At 51.3% G+C, this 18,699-nt stretch carries 17 protein-coding genes and 1 pseudogene; 12 read left to right on the top strand and 6 right to left on the bottom strand.

Annotated elements, in window-relative coordinates:
- Positions 1 to 49: 49 nt before the first annotated feature.
- Complete coding sequence (locus tag NDA02_RS02810; RefSeq protein ID WP_190792688.1) at positions 50 to 628, bottom strand: GAF domain-containing protein; 579 nt, start codon at positions 626 to 628, stop codon at positions 50 to 52.
- A 410-nt stretch (positions 629 to 1,038) separates the two neighbouring features.
- On the opposite strand from NDA02_RS02810, the gene NDA02_RS02805 reads away from it, so the two are divergent.
- Positions 1,039 to 1,236, top strand: a complete 198-nt coding sequence (locus tag NDA02_RS02805) for a hypothetical protein (RefSeq protein ID WP_190792689.1) — start codon at positions 1,039 to 1,041, stop codon at positions 1,234 to 1,236.
- Between the two features lie 141 nt (positions 1,237 to 1,377).
- Positions 1,378 to 1,857, top strand: a complete 480-nt coding sequence (locus tag NDA02_RS02800; protein ID WP_190792690.1) for a Tic20 family protein — start codon at positions 1,378 to 1,380, stop codon at positions 1,855 to 1,857.
- A gap of 93 nt (positions 1,858 to 1,950) precedes the next feature.
- On the opposite strand, the gene NDA02_RS02795 is transcribed toward NDA02_RS02800, so the two are convergent.
- Positions 1,951 to 2,766, bottom strand: coding sequence for a fumarylacetoacetate hydrolase family protein (locus NDA02_RS02795; RefSeq protein ID WP_190792691.1), 816 nt, complete (start codon positions 2,764 to 2,766; stop codon positions 1,951 to 1,953).
- A 179-nt stretch (positions 2,767 to 2,945) separates the two neighbouring features.
- Here NDA02_RS02795 and rpsF point away from each other — a divergent pair, with 179 nt between their 5' ends.
- Positions 2,946 to 3,263 (top strand): 30S ribosomal protein S6, encoded by a 318-nt coding sequence (rpsF, locus tag NDA02_RS02790; RefSeq protein ID WP_348247258.1) that lies wholly within the window; start codon positions 2,946 to 2,948, stop codon positions 3,261 to 3,263.
- A gap of 76 nt (positions 3,264 to 3,339) precedes the next feature.
- Here the strand turns inward: rpsF and NDA02_RS02785 are convergent, their stop codons facing one another.
- Both NDA02_RS02785 and eno read right to left on the bottom strand, forming a co-directional pair.
- Positions 3,340 to 4,197, bottom strand: a complete 858-nt coding sequence (locus NDA02_RS02785) for a neutral zinc metallopeptidase (RefSeq protein WP_348254370.1) — start codon at positions 4,195 to 4,197, stop codon at positions 3,340 to 3,342.
- 449 nt (positions 4,198 to 4,646) lie between these two features.
- On the bottom strand, positions 4,647 to 5,924 hold the full coding sequence (gene eno / locus NDA02_RS02780) for a phosphopyruvate hydratase (RefSeq protein ID WP_190791854.1): 1,278 nt from the start codon (positions 5,922 to 5,924) through the stop codon (positions 4,647 to 4,649).
- A gap of 748 nt (positions 5,925 to 6,672) precedes the next feature.
- Here eno and NDA02_RS02775 point away from each other — a divergent pair.
- Complete coding sequence (locus NDA02_RS02775) at positions 6,673 to 7,305, top strand: HPF/RaiA family ribosome-associated protein (RefSeq protein WP_190791855.1); 633 nt, start codon at positions 6,673 to 6,675, stop codon at positions 7,303 to 7,305.
- A 506-nt stretch (positions 7,306 to 7,811) separates the two neighbouring features.
- Positions 7,812 to 8,090 (top strand): hypothetical protein, encoded by a 279-nt coding sequence (locus NDA02_RS02770; protein ID WP_190791856.1) that lies wholly within the window; start codon positions 7,812 to 7,814, stop codon positions 8,088 to 8,090.
- Positions 8,091 to 8,293: 203 nt separating this feature from the next.
- Here NDA02_RS02770 and NDA02_RS02765 read toward each other — a convergent pair whose 3' ends face one another.
- Complete coding sequence (locus NDA02_RS02765) at positions 8,294 to 8,665, bottom strand: lysozyme inhibitor LprI family protein (protein WP_190791857.1); 372 nt, start codon at positions 8,663 to 8,665, stop codon at positions 8,294 to 8,296.
- Positions 8,666 to 8,959: 294 nt separating this feature from the next.
- Here NDA02_RS02765 and NDA02_RS02760 point away from each other — a divergent pair, with 294 nt between their 5' ends.
- The 7 genes from NDA02_RS02760 to NDA02_RS02730 all read left to right on the top strand — a co-directional run bounded on the left by NDA02_RS02760 (position 8,960) and on the right by NDA02_RS02730 (position 17,842).
- The gene (locus NDA02_RS02760) at positions 8,960 to 10,150 is read left to right on the top strand and encodes an NAD(P)/FAD-dependent oxidoreductase (RefSeq protein WP_190791858.1); all 1,191 of its coding nucleotides are present in this window, start codon (positions 8,960 to 8,962) and stop codon (positions 10,148 to 10,150) included.
- 6 nt (positions 10,151 to 10,156) lie between these two features.
- Positions 10,157 to 10,834 (top strand): HAD-IA family hydrolase, encoded by a 678-nt coding sequence (locus NDA02_RS02755; RefSeq protein WP_190791859.1) that lies wholly within the window; start codon positions 10,157 to 10,159, stop codon positions 10,832 to 10,834.
- A gap of 155 nt (positions 10,835 to 10,989) precedes the next feature.
- A complete protein-coding gene (ispG, locus tag NDA02_RS02750) occupies positions 10,990 to 12,222 on the top strand; it encodes a (E)-4-hydroxy-3-methylbut-2-enyl-diphosphate synthase (protein WP_190791860.1) in 1,233 nt (410 codons plus the stop codon).
- Positions 12,223 to 12,366: 144 nt separating this feature from the next.
- Complete coding sequence (gene ctpC, locus NDA02_RS02745) at positions 12,367 to 13,665, top strand: carboxyl-terminal processing protease CtpC (protein ID WP_190792043.1); 1,299 nt, start codon at positions 12,367 to 12,369, stop codon at positions 13,663 to 13,665.
- Positions 13,666 to 14,281: 616 nt separating this feature from the next.
- Positions 14,282 to 15,109: a protein-glutamate O-methyltransferase CheR gene (locus NDA02_RS02740; RefSeq protein ID WP_348247265.1), complete on the top strand. Its 828-nt coding sequence runs from the start codon at positions 14,282 to 14,284 to the stop codon at positions 15,107 to 15,109.
- On the top strand, positions 15,109 to 15,672 hold the full coding sequence (locus NDA02_RS02735) for a chemotaxis protein CheB (protein WP_190793856.1): 564 nt from the start codon (positions 15,109 to 15,111) through the stop codon (positions 15,670 to 15,672). The genes NDA02_RS02740 and NDA02_RS02735 overlap by 1 nt, the downstream gene beginning before the upstream one ends.
- Before the next feature lie 13 nt (positions 15,673 to 15,685).
- Positions 15,686 to 17,842: a response regulator gene (locus NDA02_RS02730; protein WP_348254368.1), complete on the top strand. Its 2,157-nt coding sequence runs from the start codon at positions 15,686 to 15,688 to the stop codon at positions 17,840 to 17,842.
- 4 nt (positions 17,843 to 17,846) lie between these two features.
- Here NDA02_RS02730 and NDA02_RS02725 read toward each other — a convergent pair.
- Positions 17,847 to 18,188: pseudogene (locus NDA02_RS02725) on the bottom strand (FKBP-type peptidyl-prolyl cis-trans isomerase); the annotation flags it as partial.
- Positions 18,189 to 18,699: the final 511 nt, after the last annotated feature.

The following is an 18,699-nucleotide window of genomic DNA, read 5'->3' as shown; positions in this document are numbered from 1 at the left end:
AACTTCCGGTAAATTTTATGACTAAAGATCGTTTTTTTTTGCGAATTCTTCAGAACTTCTTCACATCGCTACTGTTAATCGCCTGTGGAGCAGCAGCTTTCACAGATTCTACCACGATCGGAATAAGCATTTCGACAACTCGATCGATTGTCTCGCGATCGGCTTTGCTCCACATTCTGGGATGCCCAAACACCGCAGGCTGTAAAATGCCCCAAAGCTGCTGATTCTGACAAACGTGGGCGTGAACCAAGGCACGATGCCCAAGATACTGCCGCTCAAAGTCGCGGTTCAGGCGATCGGGGCTTGCCGTCTCAATATCCTCGATAAAAATACTGGGCTGAGTTGCCAGTGCCGCTGCAAACATCGGATCGTCCTTTTCCCATTCATCTTCGGGCTGCCAGCCATCAGTACTGGTATCCGGCAGGTTTGGATCGCGCCGCCAGCAAATCACCCGATGAATGCGCGTATCGGGATTGCGAAGCAGCAAAAAGCAGCGATCGACGTTTAGCACCTCGCACAAAGCAGGCAACAGGGCAACAAAAACTGCTTCTGGCTCCGGTTCTGCAAATGCCCGCAGAATTGCATTTGGGAGGGTTTGAGCATCATTCGTTTGCGGATCATTTGACATAGAAATTCCTTACAGGGTCGCCTGCACATCATATTCAGACGGGCTAAGGATTCCTACGGTGGTAGGGATGAGTTTTGATTTTGCAAAGAATTGACCCAAAGTCAAAAGGTGAGGGGATGGCTCAAAAATGCTGCTTTTCACGAACTGCCCCCTGACAGGATGATTCTGGGGGAAACTTCGCTTGCTTTAGGGAATTCAAAGGCCCCCAAGGCTGCGGGATTTAAGGGGTAAGGCCGCACTTTCTGATCCTTTTCAAACCTCTTCTTAAAACGGTTAGTTTAAAAAAATGTTGAAATTAATGAAACTCCTTCACAAGGCGTATCAATTGCTATAGCAATCCGGGAAGCCTGACATAGAATAAAGCTACCGTGCATACTCACGGGCAAAGCTCAGCCTGTGGAGGAAGTCCTATGCTAGTCATCCTCATGGAAAATCAGCTCGTTTCGCCCCAGCAGGTTTGTCCGACTTGCTTGATGGCAGATCAGGGCGGACAACCACGCTGGCAGCAGGGAAAGCTCCGATGTGGTTGGGCAGTTGGTAAACAAGAGCAGGGACAGCCCAATCAATACGAATGCCAGATGGGATTTCGGATTGCTGATATTCACTAGCGGCTTAATGATCTGCCTGCCAAAGTAGAAGGTCGCCCCAACCCAGGAGTGAGAGCGTCGCCAGGGGAATTACGCTATTCTATGCTTATCAAATGTTGCATAGAACCCCCCATCCTGGGAAAAAATATTGGGAGAAATATCATGAGCTGGCGCAGTTCCACGAGTCCAACCGATCGCATTTTTGCCTGCTTACCTTACCTGCTGCCGCTGATTGAAGCCCTGGCTTTTGGAGTGCCTTTTTTCACTCAGTTTCCTGCACTTAGCGTTGTTCTAGTGCCGCTCTTGCCGATCGTCAGTTTGTATGGCGCGATTCCCTTTGCGGGGCTGATCGTGTTCTTTGGGCTTTACTTTGGCGTGGTGCGGAATGAGAACATCAATCACTTTATCCGCTTCAACGCAATGCAGGCAATCTTGATCGACATCGTGCTGATCCTGTGCAGCATCGTGATTCAATATCTGCTGCAACCTGTGCTGGGCGGCGGACTGATTCTGGAAACCCTGTTTAACGTGATCTTCCTGGGCGCGATGGCAGCCGTTATCTTTTCTGTAGTGCAGACCGCTCTGGGACGATATGCCGAAATTCCGTCGCTGTCGAACGCAGTTCATATGCAGGTTCGCTAGCTACAGAGTTGGTAAGCCGATTGAGGGTGAACACCTCTCTAAAATTCTGCCCGGCAATTCGGCTCGGTAATTCGGCTCACTAACTCGTCTCGGCTATTCCTGGAGTTGCTGAGCTTTCGCCCCAATCGGAGCAGGCTCTCGGACGGCAACCTTGTTTTCAAGAGAGCCAATGCCTTCAATCTCAATCCTTACCCGATCGCCGGATTGCAAAGCCCCCACCCCTTCGGGCGTTCCGGTCAAGATCACGTCGCCTGGCAGCAGCGTCATCACCTGACTGATATAAGACACCAGCACTTCTGGCGCAAACACCATCTCGGCAACCGTCGCCGACTGAACGGGCGTTTCGCTGTCGTTGAGGAATGTCTGGAGCCGCGCCGCGCCGCTCAGTTCCCGCACAATCCACGGACCTAAGGGACAAAACGTATCAAATCCCTTTGCCCGGGTCCACTGTCCATCTTTTCGCTGCAAGTCGCGGGCAGTTACATCATTGGCGATCGTATAGCCCCAAATCTTGCTGCGGGCTTCTTCGGGAGTGCAGTAAAAACACCGATCGCCGACCACCAGAGCGAGTTCTCCTTCGTAATCGACTCTTTGCGACTGAGGCGGGTAGTAAATCATGCCGTCGGGTGCGGTGAGCGTGGTCGAAGGCTTGAGAAACAGCAGTGGCTCTTTCGGAACTTCTCCGCCCATTTCGGCAGCATGCTTCTGGTAATTTTTTCCAACCGCTACAATTTTGGAAGGAGCGCAGGGAGCCAGCAAAATATAGGTTTCAGGTTCAAGCTCCTGGTCAGTCGGTTGCCCTTTCAGCCAGGGAGGAGCATCTAAAACCTGCACCCGGCGATCGAGATGCAGCAAACCGTAATAAAGCTGCCCAGTCGTTGTTTGAACCCGGACGAAGCGTTGTGCCATAATAGGAGACTGTTCTTAACTGGTATATGATTGTAAATCCTTGCTTCTGATTGCAATACCCGATCGGTGAAGTTGAAAAGATTTTCTTCCGTTTCAGCTCCATCGTCGCCAATCTAGGTCGCCATGCGATTAGAGGGTTTTGCAGCAGCAGCCATTGTCCATAAGGAGACTTTCTTGTCATGAATTACTACGAAACGATGTACATCCTCCGGTCTGATCTGGGAGATGAAGTGGTCGATCAGGCGATCGCCAGATATCAAGGAATTTTGACCGAGCAGGGCGCACAAGGTCTGGACACCCAGCATCGCGGCAAGCGCCGTTTGGCATACCCGATCAATAAGCAGCGTGAGGGAGTTTATGTGCAAATGAACTATAGCAGCAGTGGAGCCGCCGTTGCTGCTATGGAGCGAGCCATGCGCCTGAGCGATGAAGTGGTACGCTTCCTGACCATCAAAGTAGATGCCCCTGTCGTCGAGTCTGAAGCGGTCGAAGCGTAAGGCTAGCTCACCCTGATATAAAGATACAAATCTGTGAGGTGGGTCATTCCCACCTTTTTTTGTGTTTGATCTAGATTTACGGGTTTGCCACCTCAAACGTATTGCACTGGTCGGGCTCACCCGTTTGCAAGCCTTGTTCAAACCAGCGGACACGCTGTGCTGAGCTGCCGTGGGTAAAAGAGTCTGGAACCGAGTAGCCTCTTGATCGCTCTTGCAGGTGATCGTCGCCGATCGCGCTGGCGGCATTTAATCCTTCTTCGATGTCACCCTGTTCGAGGGCAATGCCAATCTGATTGCGATCGGCGTGGTGTGCCCAAACTCCGGCAAAGCAGTCTGCCTGAAGCTCTTGCCGCACCGAAAGTTGATTTGCCTCTCGTTCTCCGACCTGCTGCTGGAGGCTCCGTATTTGATTGGAAATCCCAAGCAAGTTCTGCACATGATGCCCCACCTCGTGCGCGATGACATACGCCTGAGCAAAGTCACCGGGCGCACCTAGACGAGTTCGCATCTCGTTGAAAAAGCTTAAATCAATATAAACCGACTGGTCACGCGGACAGTAAAACGGACCCATTGCCGATTCTGCTGTGCCGCAGGCAGATCGAACCGCATCATTAAACAGCACGAGCTTTGGCTCAACATACTGTTCACCCGATTGCTGAAACAACGCGCCCCAGGTGTCTTCAGTGCTGGCTAATACTACAGAGGTAAACTCAGCCTGCTGATCCTGTCCGGGCTCGAGGGGTCGATTGGTTTGAACGGTGCTTGGGCTCTGAGCCTGCTCAAAAATCGCGCTCGGATCGCCACCCAGCAAAGCAACCACCAATGCCAGCAGCACTGCACCAATACCGCCTCCTACGATCGGTACACCTGCACCCCCTCCTATTCCGCGCCGATCCTCTACATTTCGGCTTCGCCGACCAAAATCCCAACGCATAATTTATCTCCGCAATTCAGCAGGGCAACTACAACCAATCGGTTCAATCAAAATTTACTATAGGTAAAAGAAAAATTTGATTAAACCTATTGTGCGATCGTCCAACGCGGAAGAAATCTATATCAGGAAGCAAAATTAGGCGGAGTGTGTCCTTCTAGAAGGGTGTTTTGTGGGGCTGCCAGGGAATTATGTGGATGCTAGGGAACAACGACCGCTCTTAGCCTGCTAATTCTGAGCTTTGTTTCAGTCCTTGCAGTTCCTTAACTCCCCCAACTTTTAACCTGCCGCTCTAAAAGAGCAAGAGGGGACCTTGAACAGGTTTAGTTTCCTGGAGGCTATGGGTGGTTCGTCAGGTACGACTGAGCAAACTCGATTACCACCCTGGGGAAACTGCTTCACATCGCTTGTTTCTACACCGTAGCTAACCCTATCAAAACACCCCCAAACTCCTACAGAAACGCGCTCCGACCCGCAAACCGGGCAGATTTACCAAGCTGACGCTCAATACGAAGCAGTTGATTGAACTTGGCGACGCGCTCACTACGGCAGCCCGACCCAGTTTTGATCTGTCCTGACGTGGTTGCCACTGCCAGGTCTGCGATCGTCGTATCTTCGCTTTCGCCGGAGCGGTGAGAGACAAAGCACTTGTATTTGTTTTGCTTGGCAAGCTCGATCGTGTCCAGGGTTTCGGTGAGCGTGCCGATCTGGTTTAACTTGATCAGGATTGCGTTGGCAACGCCTTTGTCAATTCCTTCTTTCAAAATGCTGGCATTGGTGCAGAACAGGTCATCGCCGACAAGTTCAACCCGATCACCGATTGTCTCGGTCAGCATTTTCCAGCCATTCCAGTCGTTTTCGCCCATGCCGTCTTCCAGTGAGACGATCGGATACTGGGTTGCCCAGGAGTGCCAGAGCTGCACCATTTCCTCGGAGGTTTTGGCGGGCGCGTTGGACTTAAAAAAGACATATTTGCCGTCCTGCCACATTTCGCTGGAGGCGGGATCAAGACAAATCGAGATGTCGTCTCCGGGTTTGTAGCCTGCTTTTTCGATCGCCTGCAAAATCACCTCGATCGCTTCCTCGTTGGATTTCAGGTCAGGAGCAAATCCGCCTTCGTCGCCGATCCCAGTGCTGTAGCCCTTGCCCTTTAGGAGCGATCGCAGCGCATGAAAAGTTTCTACACCCATGCGGATTGCCTCGGTAAAGGAAGGAGCATTGTGCGGCGCGATCATGAATTCCTGAAAGTCCACCGTGTTATCTGCGTGTTTGCCGCCGTTGATCACGTTCAGGCAGGGCACGGGCAGCACGCAAGCATTGGTTCCCCCCAGGTAGCGATAAAGGGGCAGACCCAGCGAAGTTGCCGCCGCCCTGGCCACCGCTAGGGACACTGCCAGAATTGCGTTTGCCCCTAAAACGGATTTATTAGGTGTGCCGTCTAGCTCTAGCATTGACAGATCGATCGATCGCTGATCGGTCACCTCCATGCCTTCCAGTTCGGGGGCAATTTTGTCGTTCACGTTTGCCACGGCAGTGAGAACCCCCTTGCCGCCATATCGCTTAGGATCGCCATCGCGCAATTCGACTGCTTCTTTTTCACCCGTAGACGCGCCAGACGGAACGATCGCCGTTCCCACTGTCATTTCATCTTCGAGCAGCACGGTTGCTTCTACCGTAGGATTTCCCCGCGAGTCCAGGACTTCAGCCGCATTGATGGCAAGAATCTGCATTGAGTTGATGCTCCTTCCAAGGAAAATAGTGAGGTTCGATCGAAGCCAGATCAAAATTTATCCAAAAATGGCACTTGCGCCAATCATAGAAACTGCTGAGAGCATGGCTTCGGCATCTTGAAGGTCAGAAATCATGACAGAGAGGTGCAGAGAATTTTACCCGAACTTTGCACTCTGTTCTGCATCGTATCTAACGGACGACCCAAAGACGAAGGGCGTAAAAAATGGCTGCGATCGATGAAGCGATGAATTTGTATTGTCAAACCTTGTACTATGTACTATCAAACTTTGTCCTGTCAAACCAGAATCGATCGTAGAACTGATTTGAGCTGGGATCAGGATTGATTGGAATTTTTTAACCTGCTTTTGATAATTCAATCAGTAAGTCAATCAGGTCGGAGTTGGGAAAATCCTGATTGTGGCCTGAACTGTCCCTTCGCTTTCCCATTCTGGCTGGGTGTCCCTCTAAATTTTCTCAGCGGTGTTTAAAGCTTTGAGTTCCCATCACTGTTTTAGCCTCTGCTGGATCACGCTGATTCGATGCAAGCTCTCATTAAGGGGGATAAGACCCTGGTTTTGTCCCACTCTGTCAGTACGATCGCGAAATATCCGGCATAAGAGCAGAGGTTTAATAGCAAATCCAATCTTCTGATAGACGTTCTCCTGTTCATATCACCGTCGAGAGTGAGAGGTTAATCAACCTGTAGCCTTCTAGGATTAATACACTCTTTTTCTGTGGAGATCAGGCATGAAGGTTCCACCCGAAATTACTTACCGTGACGTTGAAAAAACCGATGCAGTTCAAACCCTCGTGGAGGAGAAACTTGCCAAGCTAGAACGGATGTGCGATTACATCAATGGCTGCCACATCGCGATTGAAAAAATCAACGATCGTCCCCGCAGTGGCTCTCCCTATCGCGTTCGGATCGATCTGACAATTCCGCCGAATCATGAACTAGTGGCAGATTGCCATCCGAGCGAAGAAAACCAGTACGTCAAGCTAGATGCTGTGATTCGAGATGCATTTAGCAAAATGGAAACTCAAATTCGCAAGCTCACCAAACAACAGCGCGAACATGAGCAATCAAAAGACCATAATGATGCAACTGAAGTCACGGCTTTGGTGACAAAAGTATTTCACGAAGACGGCTACGGCTTTATTAAAGATCTGACTGGTGCAGAAGAAGTTTATTTCCATCGCAACAGTGTTCTGCATGATGATTTCGATCGTATTCAGATCGGAACCGGAGTGAGATATAGCGCGACCGATGGCGACAAGGGCTTGCAGGCAACGAGCGTTCAAATTGTCGATAAACCCGGAGCAAGAGCAGGTAAGGCTGAAGAGCAGCTTGTCGAACCGCCGCTCGGCTGGCAGTCTTAATGTTCAGGAACGCTTAAACCATTCACTTTTAATTTGATTAGGGGGAAACCCCTTTTTTTATTGAAATTCAGTCTTGCTAAACAATCTGAATGGGCGGGGTGATTCGATCGCCGTTTGCACTTTGAAAACTCCTTCTGATTGGATGTGACCAAGCAGAATACCCTTCAAAACGACGCGATCGATTAAACATCAAATTACTAATTGAACACTATCTTTCAGCAGAGGATAAACCGCTTTCCAGCTCATTAGGCTCTATCTGCCTGGGCTTGCAGCAGTTTTGTTTAGACCAAACTAATTTGAGTTGGTTGCTTCAGCCTGAGCAAATTTAATCTGAACCCTATATCAGCGATTATGCAGCCGGAGATCTCGATCGCTGGCTCGCCAATGCCGGATTTGAATCTGTTCCAACTCACCCAATTTGGCGGATGCAGCAAGTATCTCGCGACGTTAAATTACATCACTAATAGTGCACCTATTTCTACAAATTTCTACAAACAAGAAAGACGATGAACCCTGAATCAATTAATTCCCCTTCTACCGAGCAACAGGATTCAGCCGAAGTGCGGCAGCAGGTGGGTGAGGTGAGTCAGCAGTCTGACAACCAGCCTCATCAGTCTGATATTGTCAATCCAGCGGAGGATCTGGTGTACAAAGGCGGCTATACAGTAGACCCAGTGACGCTATTGGGAAATCCTGCCGTTGCTCCCCAAACGCTAAGCGACGCGCGTGACTTGCGCCCTGATATTTTTCAGGAGGCAGAAGAAAGTACGCCAGGCGAACAGTAAATTGAATGGGCGACTCACCCTCGCCCGCTCAGAGCGTACTTTAGACAAATTCAGATTTGAAAGAAATCAGAGTGCTGCATTCGCTCCCCAATCTCCTATTTGTAGGAGAACCTATTTTGTAGGAGGGACTCATCATTCTTCATCATACTAACTGGTTAAACGCCCTTCTAAAACGGAATAACCGCATTTCAATTGGTTTCTGATCAATTTACAATTTGCCGCTTTACATTAACCTGTTCCTGAAGTTGCTTCATTCGATCGCGAGTTACTCGTTCCATACAGCGATACAACACCGTCGGATACATCGAGCCCCCTTCATTGGCTTTTGCTTCGAGGTGGCACTCTGCCGTACGAAACTCAACCCATTCTTTTTGAGCGGTTTCAAGCTGAGATCGGGCGTTGTCACTCATTTGCCCCTGCATTTGCTGGTACATTGCTTGCAGTTCGCGATCGGCGTTTTCATAACCTTGCGCTGCGCACTGATTCATTTCCTGCTGCGTTTGCGGGTTACTGCAATCGATCGCGCCTGAACGAGGATTAGACTGACTGGAAGAATTTGCGGAATTGGCTTGCATAAAAGTTGAAAGTTGTTAGAAGTTGAAGGATGAATTGGGATTATTGCCGAAGTTAAAATTCTAAGAAGTTCAAAGATGAATAGAAATTTTAAATTAATCGCGTTGATAAGGGCGAATATCGATCGAATATCTTCAACTGAATGTCCTCAGCATAGAAAATCCTGAAACTTTTTCCCTCTCTCGATCGCCACATTTATTCGATCGCGTCTCCTGATCTTCGACGGGCGGAAACCCGTCTCAGGAATGGCTGAAAGTTATCGTTACAATAAAAACAGTTGCCTCGTCTTACCAGTCATGACTCAACCGACCCGCATTTGCATTCTAGGAGGGGGCTTTGGCGGACTCTACACCGCGCTGCGCCTGAGCCAGTTGCCCTGGAATCCGTCTGAGAAGCCGGAAATTGTTCTGATTGATCAGCGCGATCGATTTTTGTTTTCGCCGTTGCTCTACGAACTGTTAACAGGCGAACTGCAAACCTGGGAAATCGCGCCGCCTTACAGTGAACTGTTGGCAAATACAGGCATTCGCTTTCTGCAAGAAGCCGTGGCAGGGGTAGATGTTGAGGCGAAACAGGTTCAGCTTCAAGATGCGGCAGCGTTGTCCTACGATTATTTGGTGCTGGCGATGGGCGGTGAAACGCCGCTTGATCTGGCTCCGGGCGTGGCAGAATCTGCCATTCCGTTTCGGACGCTGGCGGATGTCTATCGGTTGGAAGAACGGCTGCGATCGCTTGAAGAGTCAGACAGAGAAAAAATTCGGGTGGCGATCGTGGGAGGCGGCTATGCAGGGGTGGAGCTTGCCTGCAAACTGGCGGAACGCTTGGGCGATCGGGGACGACTGCGGCTGATCGAAGCGACCGAGCAGATTCTCAAAACCTCGCCGGAATATAACCGGGAAATGGCGCAAAAGGCACTCAGCGATCGCAAGGTCTGGATCGACCTGGAAACACAGGTGAAATCAATTTCTGCGGAGTCGATCGTGCTGGACTATCGCGGACAAACGGATGATTTGCCCGTGGACGTGGTGCTTTGGACGGTGGGAACTCGGGTTAGCGACGTGGTGCAAAATTTGCCGCTCAAGCACAATGAGCGCGGGCTGCTTGTGGTGAATGCTCAGTTGCAATCGATCGACCATTCTGAGATTTTCGCATTGGGCGACTCGGTGGAATGTCGAGATGCTGAGGGTCAGCTTGTTCCCGGTACGGCTCAGGCAGCGTTTCAGCAGGCAGAATGTGCTGGATGGAATGTTTGGGCAAGTATCACCGGACGACCGCTGCTGCCCTTCCGCTATCAGGCACTCGGCGAAATGATGACCCTGGGCAAGGATGACGCAACGCTGACCGGGTTAGGAATTCGACTGAATGGTCCCTTTGCCTACATTGCCCGGCGGCTAGTCTACCTCTACCGGATGCCAACGCTCGATCACCAGCTCAAAGTCGGGTTAAACTGGATTGCCCAACCGCTGCGGCAATTGCTGTTGCCCTGATTTCTCATGCCTTCCTCACTGCCTTCTCGGTTAACTCTGGAACCTCGTCCGCAAGTCATTTTTCTGGATGCTGTCGGAACGCTGTTCGGGGTGCGGGGCAGTGTGGGCGAAATCTATGGATCGATCGCCCGTTCGTTTGGCGTAGCCACTGATGCCGCTCTGTTGAATCAGGCATTTTTTCAGAGCTTTAAGGCGGCTTCGCGGATGGCGTTTCCGGGAGTTCCCCCAGCGCAGATTCCTCAAAAAGAGTATGCCTGGTGGGAGTCGATCGCCTATCAGGCTTTTGCTCAGGTAGGGGCGATCGAGCAGTTTACCAACTTCCAGGAATTCTTCTCAGTCCTGTACAACTACTTTAAGACCGCCGAGCCCTGGTTTGTTTATGACGAGGTGCGGCAGGCTCTCGACTACTGGCAGCGGGAAGGCATAACGCTGGGCGTCCTGTCTAATTTTGATTCGCGCCTGTATCCGGTGCTGGATGTTCTTGGACTAGCGGATTACTTTGCCTCGGTTACGATCTCAACTGAAGTGGGGGCCGCCAAGCCAGAAGTGGCTGTATTTCAAGCTGCGCTTGCCAAACATGGAGTTTCAGCTGATCGCGCCTGGCATATTGGCGATAGCTTCCAAGAAGATTATGAAGGCGCAAAAAAAGCGGGAATTCGGGCATTTTGGCTGAAGCGTGATTAGCCACAAAGTTTGCTCATAAAGTTTGCTCATAAAGTTTGCTCATCGAGTCAAGATGTGTTTTAGCTCACCACCCGATCGTCCCCGATCTATGGCACTCTGGACTTAGACAACTCCGCATCCTTTGACTTGAAATAAAAGCTTTAAATAAATAAGGTATGCAAACGCTTCCTAATCCGGTTGCTTCTAATTCTTCCGCTTCGTCGATTTGTCTCTCTACCGACGGCACGATTCGGCGACGCAAAACCCGCGCAGTTCCTGTTGGCAGCATCACGATCGGCGGCGGGAATCCGGTTGCGGTGCAGTCAATGATCAACGAAGACACCCTGGATATCGAGGGGTCGGTGGCGGCAATCCGGCGACTGCACGAGATCGGCTGTGAGATTGTGCGCGTCACTGTGCCCAGTATGGCTCACGCCAAAGCGATGGAAGAGATTCGCAGCAAGCTGTTTGCCTCTTACCAGCCTGTGCCCTTAGTGGCGGACGTGCATCACAACGGACTCAAGATTGCCCTGGAAGCCGCAAAGCATGTGGATAATGTGCGGATTAATCCGGGTTTGTATGTGTTTGAGAAACCTCGGCTCGATCGCACCGAATACACCAAAACCGAATTTGATGAGATTGGCGATCGAATTCGCGAAACGCTGGAACCGCTGGTGATCAGCCTGCGCGAGCAAAACAAATCGATGCGGATCGGGGTCAACCACGGGTCGCTGGCAGAGCGAATGCTGTTTACCTACGGCGACACGCCTGAGGGCATGGTGGAATCCGCGCTAGAGTTTATTCGGATCTGCGAATCGCTGGATTTTTACAATATTGAGATTTCTCTGAAAGCCTCGAAAGTGCCCGTGATGATTGCGGCAAATCGGCTCATGGTGCAGCGCATGGATGAACTGGGTATGGATTACCCCCTGCATCTGGGCGTTACGGAAGCGGGCGACGGTGAATACGGACGCATCAAATCCACAGCGGGGATCGGCACGCTCCTGGCAGAAGGCATTGGCGATACGATCCGGGTGTCGCTGACCGAAGCTCCCGAAAAGGAAATTCCGGTATGCTACAGCATTCTGCAAGCCCTGGGGCTGCGACGCACGATGGTGGAGTATGTTGCCTGCCCGTCTTGTGGTCGCACGCTGTTTAACCTGGAAGAAGTGCTGCACAAAGTCCGAGAAGCCACTAATCACCTGACTGGACTCAATATTGCCGTCATGGGCTGCATTGTCAACGGTCCTGGCGAAATGGCAGATGCGGACTACGGCTATGTGGGTAAACAGGCAGGCTACATTGCCCTGTATCGCGGACGCGAAGAAATCAAGCGAGTCCCTGAAGAGCAGGGGGTCGAAGAGCTGATTAATTTGATTAAGGCAGATGGCTGCTGGGTTGATCCCTAGCTCTCTTTTGGGGCTCACCAAGCCGAGAATCAATTTGGTTTTTCAGAACAGTGGATCACAAAATTTTTACGCCTGCTCCCGTGACCCTGTGCTAGATTGGGCGTACCTGCCCTACAGTCTATTCCCTTCGGTTCAACCCAGATTATGGCAATTACAAAGCGTGGTCTCCTCCTCGGCGCAACAGCAGCAGCAGTGACGGCGGTAACGGTGACGGGTGCAGGACTGCATCTGTCTCAGGGACAAGCCTTTTTTCAGGAAAGCCCCAAAGAGCTGGTCGATGAAGTTTGGCAGCTGATCGATCGCAATTATGTAGACGGAACGTTTAACCAGGTAGACTGGCGGGCAGTGCGGAAAGAGTACCTGGGTCGGGCTTACAGCAGCCGTGAAGAGGCATATACCGCGATCCGCGAAATGCTGGAAAAGCTGGATGATCCCTACACCCGCTTTATGGACCCGCAAGAGTTCCGCAATATGCAGATCGATACCTCTGGTGAGCTTACCGGGGTTGGGATTCAGCTTTCGCAGGACGAAGAAACCAAAGAACTAATTGTTGTCTCACCGATCGAAAATTCGCCTGCCTTTGAAGCCGGAATTATGGCGCGAGATGTGATCGTCAAAATCGACGAGAAAAGCACTGAGGGAATGGACACCAATCAGGCGGTCACCCTGATTCGTGGACCTGTGGGAACTGAAGTTCGGCTTACAATTCGTCGGGGTGGCGAGGAAAAAGAATATACGCTGAAGCGCGATCGCATCGAAATCCATCCGGTGCGGGCTGAGGTGCGGCAGGAAGACGGCAAGCAAATTGGCTATATCCGCCTGAACCAGTTCAGCGCAAACGCCGCAGATGAAATGCGATCGGCGATCGAAGACCTGGAGTCAAAGAAAGTAGACGGCTATGTGCTCGATCTGCGGATTAACCCCGGCGGATTGCTCTACTCCAGCATTGATATTTCCCGGATGTGGATGAACGACGGCATCATCGTTTCGACGGTCGATCGCCAGGGCATTTCAGAGCAAGAGCGGGCAAACGGCACAGCCCTTACCGATAAGCCGCTCGTAGTCATCGTAGACGGCGGTTCTGCCAGTGCCAGCGAAATTCTTTCTGGCGCACTGCAAGACAATAAGCGAGCAGTTCTTGTGGGCAGCAAGACGTTTGGCAAGGGACTGGTGCAGTCGGTGCGCGGTCTGGGCGATGGTTCTGGACTGGCGGTGACGGTTGCTAAGTATCTCACGCCAAGCGGACGCGACATTAACAAATCGGGCATTGAACCCGATATCAAGATCGAACTCACCGACGAGCAGCGCGTCAAACTCTTTGGTGCAGATAACGAAATTGGTACAGAAAACGACCTTCAGTACACCAAGTCGCTTGAGGCACTCAATCAAAGAATTGCTCAGTCTCAGCAGGGCAATCAAAACACGGCTGCAACACAACCTTAATCCGTCTGCGTCTGTTTTTTGTATCTGCTTTTTTGCGTCTGCATTATTGCAGCAACAGTTGATCGGGGGTTTCAGGCTCCCGATTTTTCATTTGCAAATGAACTGCTGCGTTTGCGCTTTCACTTTTGCATCTAGCGTTTTCATGCTGCGTTGCTGCAAAATTCGCACAAAGATTGCCCTTGCCTTTGCGCTTGGGCTAACCGCCATTCGCACGATCGGATTTATTGTCTATCCGCACCACCCGTAAATTTAATGGGTTTTGCAATTTGCCAATCATCGCGCTCGCGGCAAAAGCAATGCAGGTCGATCGAGAAAAGTGCATCGAAGCGGCAGCCGCGGACAATATGACGAAGCCTATGGATACAGAGTAGTGAATTTCCCTGTTGCGGGTGTGGCTGGGTTGGTTGAGGGGTGGATGAGTTGATGAGCAAATGGTGAGGCGGTAAGGAGGAAGTAGGAAGGGGCAGCGGTAAGGGGTAAGGTTTGTGAGGAATGCCAGACTTTCGGTAGAGTGAAAATATACTTTGAGAACGTCGACTTTTGGGAGAGCGATCGACAGACTAAAGACTACGCAACTATCACTCATCGATTTCTCGCCGTGTTTTCAACCATCTTCATGACGACTCCTGCCAGCCTGGAGGATATTGAGGTTCAACTGCTGCTTGAAGCGATCTATCGCTACTACGGGTATGATTTCCGTAACTATGCACCATCGTCTCTGAAGCGGCGAGTTCGTCACTTTTTGCACAGTGAGGGGTTGCCCACGGTTTCGGCACTGCAAGCAAAGATTTTGCACGATCGCACCTGTCTCGATCGATTGCTGCTGGGGCTAACGGTAAACACAACGAGTATGTTTCGCGATCCCAGCTTTTATGTTGCCTTTCGCGAACAGGTAGTGCCACTGCTGAAAACCTATCCGTTTATCCGCATCTGGCACGCGGGCTGCTCAACCGGGCAGGAAGTTTACTCAATGGCAATTCTCTTGCAGGAAGAGGGCATTTATCATCGCTGCCGCGTCTATGCCACCGATACCAACGAGCAGGTGCTACAAACTGCCCGCACTGGGATTTTTACCTTAGATAAGATGCAGGAATATACGCAGCTTTACCTGAAAGCAGGCGGCAAGCAATCATTTTCCGAATACTATACTGCCGATTATAAAAATGCTATCTTTCGATCGTCTTTAAAAGAACATCTGGTGTTTGCTCAACATAATCTTGTAACTGATGGATCGTTTAATGAATTTAATGTCATTTTGTGCCGCAATGTTTTAATCTATTTTAATTCCACTCTTCAGCAGCAGGTGCATCAGCTTTTTTATAACAGCTTGTGTAAGTTTGGCATCTTAGGCTTGGGCAAACAGGAATCAATTCGTTTTACCCCCCATGAGGCAGATTATGAAGAAGTTGCCCAGGGGCAGAAACTATACCGGAGGCGGAATTAATGACGGCGGGGCTGATCGTCATGGGTACTTCTTTGGGGGGATTATCCGCACTACGAACTGTGTTAGGAAGTTTACCAGGAGACTTTTCAGTACCCGTTGCGATCGTGCAGCATCGTCATAAGGAGTCAGACTATACCTTGAGTTGCTATTTGCAGCAGTATGTTTCCTTGTTGATTCGGGAAGTTGAAGACAAAGACGAAATCCAGCCTGGACAGATCTACCTCGCGCCTGCGGACTATCATTTGCTCGTCGAACCCGGACACTTTTCCCTGTCAACTGATGATCCTGTCTCTTATGCCCGTCCGTCGATCGATGTGTTGTTCGAGTCTGCGGCAGAGGTTTATCACCGTGACTTAATTGGCGTAGTGATGACGGGTGCGAATCAGGACGGTGCAAGAGGTTTAGTACAAGTGAAAGCCAAGGGGGGTGTGACCGTTGTGCAAGACCCGCAAACTGCCGCAAGCTCAATTATGCCCAAAGCTGCGATTGCCTCTGTTTCGGTAGACTGGATCTTACCCCTTGAGCAAATTGCTCCCTGTCTCGTTCGCCTCTGCGATTCTTAACCCGAGCTAAGCTATGCCGCTTGAGTCCAGCGTAAACATTTTGCTTGTTGATGATCAGCCGGAAAATCTGCTGGCACTGGAGGCGTTGTTAGAGCCTTTAGGAGAAAATCTGGTACGGGCGCACTCTGGGGCAGAGGCATTGCGCTGTTTGCTCAATCAAGATTTTGCCGTCATTTTGCTCGATGTCCAGATGCCTGATCTGGATGGGTTTGAGACCGCGACACTGATTCGCAACCGTACCCGATCGCGCCAAACGCCGATTATCTTTCTGACGGCATTTAGCAACAACGAGCAGTTTATGTTCAAGGGTTATGCGCTGGGCGCGGTCGATTACCTGATTAAGCCGATCGATCCGGCAATTCTCAATTCTAAAGTGGCAGTCTTTGTCGATCTGTTCAAAAAAACAGAAGCACTGCGACAGCAGACCGAACGGCTTAAAGTCATGAATGCGGAGCTGCGGGTAACTGAAGAACGGTTTCGCTTGCTGAGTACCTGTTCGCCTGTGGGTGTGTTTATCACTGACACCGCAGGACGCTGCACCTATGCCAATCCGCGTTTTCGAGATATCTGCGGCTTGAGTGAGGCAGCTTCTTTGGAGCAGGGCTGGCTTCCGACAGTTCATCCTGACGATCGCGAACGGGTTGCGGCAAGCTGGACGATGCATCTGCAAGAGCCAGAGGAATATACGGAACAGTTCCGATTTCAGACGACTCATCCCGATCATTATCAAGCGGATCAACATCAAGTGGATCAATCAGGTCGGGCTGCTGAAACCACCGCGCGCTGGGGCTATGTACGCTCTGCTCCTCTCCTGTCAGATCAGGGAGAGATGATCGGCTATGTGGGGACGATCGAAGACATTACCGACCAAAAGCAGGCAGAAGCCATCCAGGCACAAATCATTCGTGAGCAGGCAGCCCGTCAGGAAGCTGAAGCTAGTAACCGAATGAAAGATGAGTTTCTCGCCATTTTGTCCCACGAACTGCGAACTCCGCTGAATGCCATGCTGGGCTGGTCAAAGTTGCTTCGCACACGCAAATACGACGAATCAATCACGCATCGCGCCCTAGAAATCATCGAGCGCAACGCCACCTCGCAGGCACAGCTCATTGATGACATTCTCGACGTTTCGCGAATTATTCGCGGCAAACTTCAGCTTAACTGTGTTCCAACCCTGCTCAAGCCGATCGCAGAAGCCGCCCTAAACTCTGTTCAGCCTGTTGCCGCCTCAAAGTCGATCGCGCTTATTCCCCAATTTGAAACCACCGCCACTCAGGTCTGGGGCGACTCGATACGGCTCCAGCAGATTATCTGGAATTTGCTTACTAACGCAGTGAAATTCACGCCTGAGAAGGGAGAAGTTACCCTGCGGCTGGCAGTCGAACTGCTTCCTGACCGTCTGAAGCAAACCCTTCAGATTCCGAGTTCAAAGGCAAAAGTCTTCTTTGAGTCCGATCGCTGTGCCGTGATCGAGGTGATCGATACCGGAGTGGGCATCAGTGCAGAGTTTTTGCCCTATGTGTTTGAGCGGTTCCGGCAGGCAGACAGCACCACCACCCGATCTCACAGCGGATTGGGGCTGGGCTTGGCAATCGTGCGACATCTGGTCGAACAGCATCACGGCACGATCGAGGTAGACAGTCTCGGCGAAAATCAGGGTGCGAAGTTTACGGTGCGGCTTCCCCTGCTTCAGTCCACTTCCCCTGGCTCTCCAGCGGGGCGATCGGCTTTTGGGGAAACTGAGAGCCAATCGGCTCCTTCCCGACTGGACGGCTTAAAAGTGCTGGTTGTAGACGATGAGCCAGATGCCCGTCAGTTCCTCACCTTTCTGCTAAGGGAAGCGGGCGCGAACGTTACAACTGCCGATTCCGTCGAAACTGCCCTGACTGCGCTCAACGCTGCCGAACCCGATTTGCTGATCAGCGATATTGGGATGCCGGAACAGGACGGCTACTCTCTGATTCAACAAGTTCGCACTCGCGGTTCTGCCATTCCTGCCATTGCCCTGACTGCCTATTCTAGAATCGAAGACCGCACCCAAATTCTCTCTGCCGGATTTCAGCAGCACCTTTCAAAGCCGATCGACCCCACTAATCTGCTGACAGAAGTCACGGCGATCGTCACCGGGAAACTCCGGGGCAAGTTCAGCGGCAAATTGGCTCAGGCATAAGCGGTTAAACCGGAATCACGCGCAGCAGCTCCACATCGAAAATCAACGTCGCGTTGGGCGGAATCACCCCCGGAATGCCCTGCGACCCGTAGGCTAGATTGGGTGGAATAATGAGCTGCCGCCGACTGCCCACCTGCATCGTACTGATGCCCTCTTCCCAGCCCGAAATGACTCGCCCCGCGCCCAATTGAAACTCAAAGGGACGATTGCGATCGAACGAGCTATCAAACTTTGTGCCGTCCACCAGTGTACCCGTATAGTTGACGACTACGGTTTGCCCCCGCTGAGGCGTTGCCCCGGAACCGTTCACCAGATCGACATACCGCAACCCAGATGGACTGGTAATCGGGGTATCGAACGTCAAGCTGTAGTTGAGCGTAAAAGGAGTTTCGCTGCCGGGAGTTTGGGCAACGCGGATGTAATAAGTCGAACCGTAGTCAATGAGGCGCTGGGACAGAGCTTCGGTTGCAGTTCCAGGATTGGCAGAAACCCCGATCGAGTTACGGTTGCGATCGAACAGTTCCAGAGTGGCATCGCTACTGAGCCCGGTCAAAGTCAAGTTCATCGTTCCTGGCGCAGGCAGCCTGAACCGGATGTAATCGGTCGGATCGCTGTTGCCGACAAAATCGCTGATGCTGTTTGTTACTGCGCCTACCAGCGGCGTTGCAGCCTCAAAAGAATTGCCGAAACGATCGCCCTGCGGAGTCTCCGAAGCGGTCAGCCGATAGCGGGTATCATTGCTCTTTCGCTTGAGCTGCACGCGCACGTAGTAAGTTCCCGGCTCCAGCGAAATATCATTCAAATTTTCCACTTTGCGCCCGCTTTTTCTGGAGGAAGCGAAAGCACGACCGTTTTGA

Source organism: Leptolyngbya sp. ST-U4, assembly GCF_039962215.1.
GTDB lineage: Bacteria > Cyanobacteriota > Cyanobacteriia > Elainellales > Elainellaceae > Leptolyngbya_A.
This window is presented reverse-complemented; position numbering and strand designations above follow the sequence as displayed.

Excerpts from the sequence above, each read along its gene's own strand:
- NDA02_RS02810 (WP_190792688.1), bottom strand. The coding sequence starts at position 628 with ATGTCAAATGATCCGCAAACGAATGATGCTCAAACCCTCCCAAATGCA.
- NDA02_RS02805 (WP_190792689.1), top strand. The coding sequence starts at position 1,039 with ATGCTAGTCATCCTCATGGAAAATCAGCTCGTTTCGCCCCAGCAGGTT.
- NDA02_RS02800 (WP_190792690.1), top strand. The coding sequence starts at position 1,378 with ATGAGCTGGCGCAGTTCCACGAGTCCAACCGATCGCATTTTTGCCTGC.
- NDA02_RS02795 (WP_190792691.1), bottom strand. The coding sequence starts at position 2,766 with ATGGCACAACGCTTCGTCCGGGTTCAAACAACGACTGGGCAGCTTTAT.
- rpsF (WP_348247258.1), top strand. The coding sequence starts at position 2,946 with ATGAATTACTACGAAACGATGTACATCCTCCGGTCTGATCTGGGAGAT.
- NDA02_RS02785 (WP_348254370.1), bottom strand. The coding sequence starts at position 4,197 with ATGCGTTGGGATTTTGGTCGGCGAAGCCGAAATGTAGAGGATCGGCGC.
- eno (WP_190791854.1), bottom strand. The coding sequence starts at position 5,924 with ATGCAGATTCTTGCCATCAATGCGGCTGAAGTCCTGGACTCGCGGGGA.
- NDA02_RS02775 (WP_190791855.1), top strand. The coding sequence starts at position 6,673 with ATGAAGGTTCCACCCGAAATTACTTACCGTGACGTTGAAAAAACCGAT.
- NDA02_RS02770 (WP_190791856.1), top strand. The coding sequence starts at position 7,812 with ATGAACCCTGAATCAATTAATTCCCCTTCTACCGAGCAACAGGATTCA.
- NDA02_RS02765 (WP_190791857.1), bottom strand. The coding sequence starts at position 8,665 with ATGCAAGCCAATTCCGCAAATTCTTCCAGTCAGTCTAATCCTCGTTCA.
- NDA02_RS02760 (WP_190791858.1), top strand. The coding sequence starts at position 8,960 with ATGACTCAACCGACCCGCATTTGCATTCTAGGAGGGGGCTTTGGCGGA.
- NDA02_RS02755 (WP_190791859.1), top strand. The coding sequence starts at position 10,157 with ATGCCTTCCTCACTGCCTTCTCGGTTAACTCTGGAACCTCGTCCGCAA.
- ispG (WP_190791860.1), top strand. The coding sequence starts at position 10,990 with ATGCAAACGCTTCCTAATCCGGTTGCTTCTAATTCTTCCGCTTCGTCG.
- ctpC (WP_190792043.1), top strand. The coding sequence starts at position 12,367 with ATGGCAATTACAAAGCGTGGTCTCCTCCTCGGCGCAACAGCAGCAGCA.
- NDA02_RS02740 (WP_348247265.1), top strand. The coding sequence starts at position 14,282 with ATGACGACTCCTGCCAGCCTGGAGGATATTGAGGTTCAACTGCTGCTT.
- NDA02_RS02735 (WP_190793856.1), top strand. The coding sequence starts at position 15,109 with ATGACGGCGGGGCTGATCGTCATGGGTACTTCTTTGGGGGGATTATCC.
- NDA02_RS02730 (WP_348254368.1), top strand. The coding sequence starts at position 15,686 with ATGCCGCTTGAGTCCAGCGTAAACATTTTGCTTGTTGATGATCAGCCG.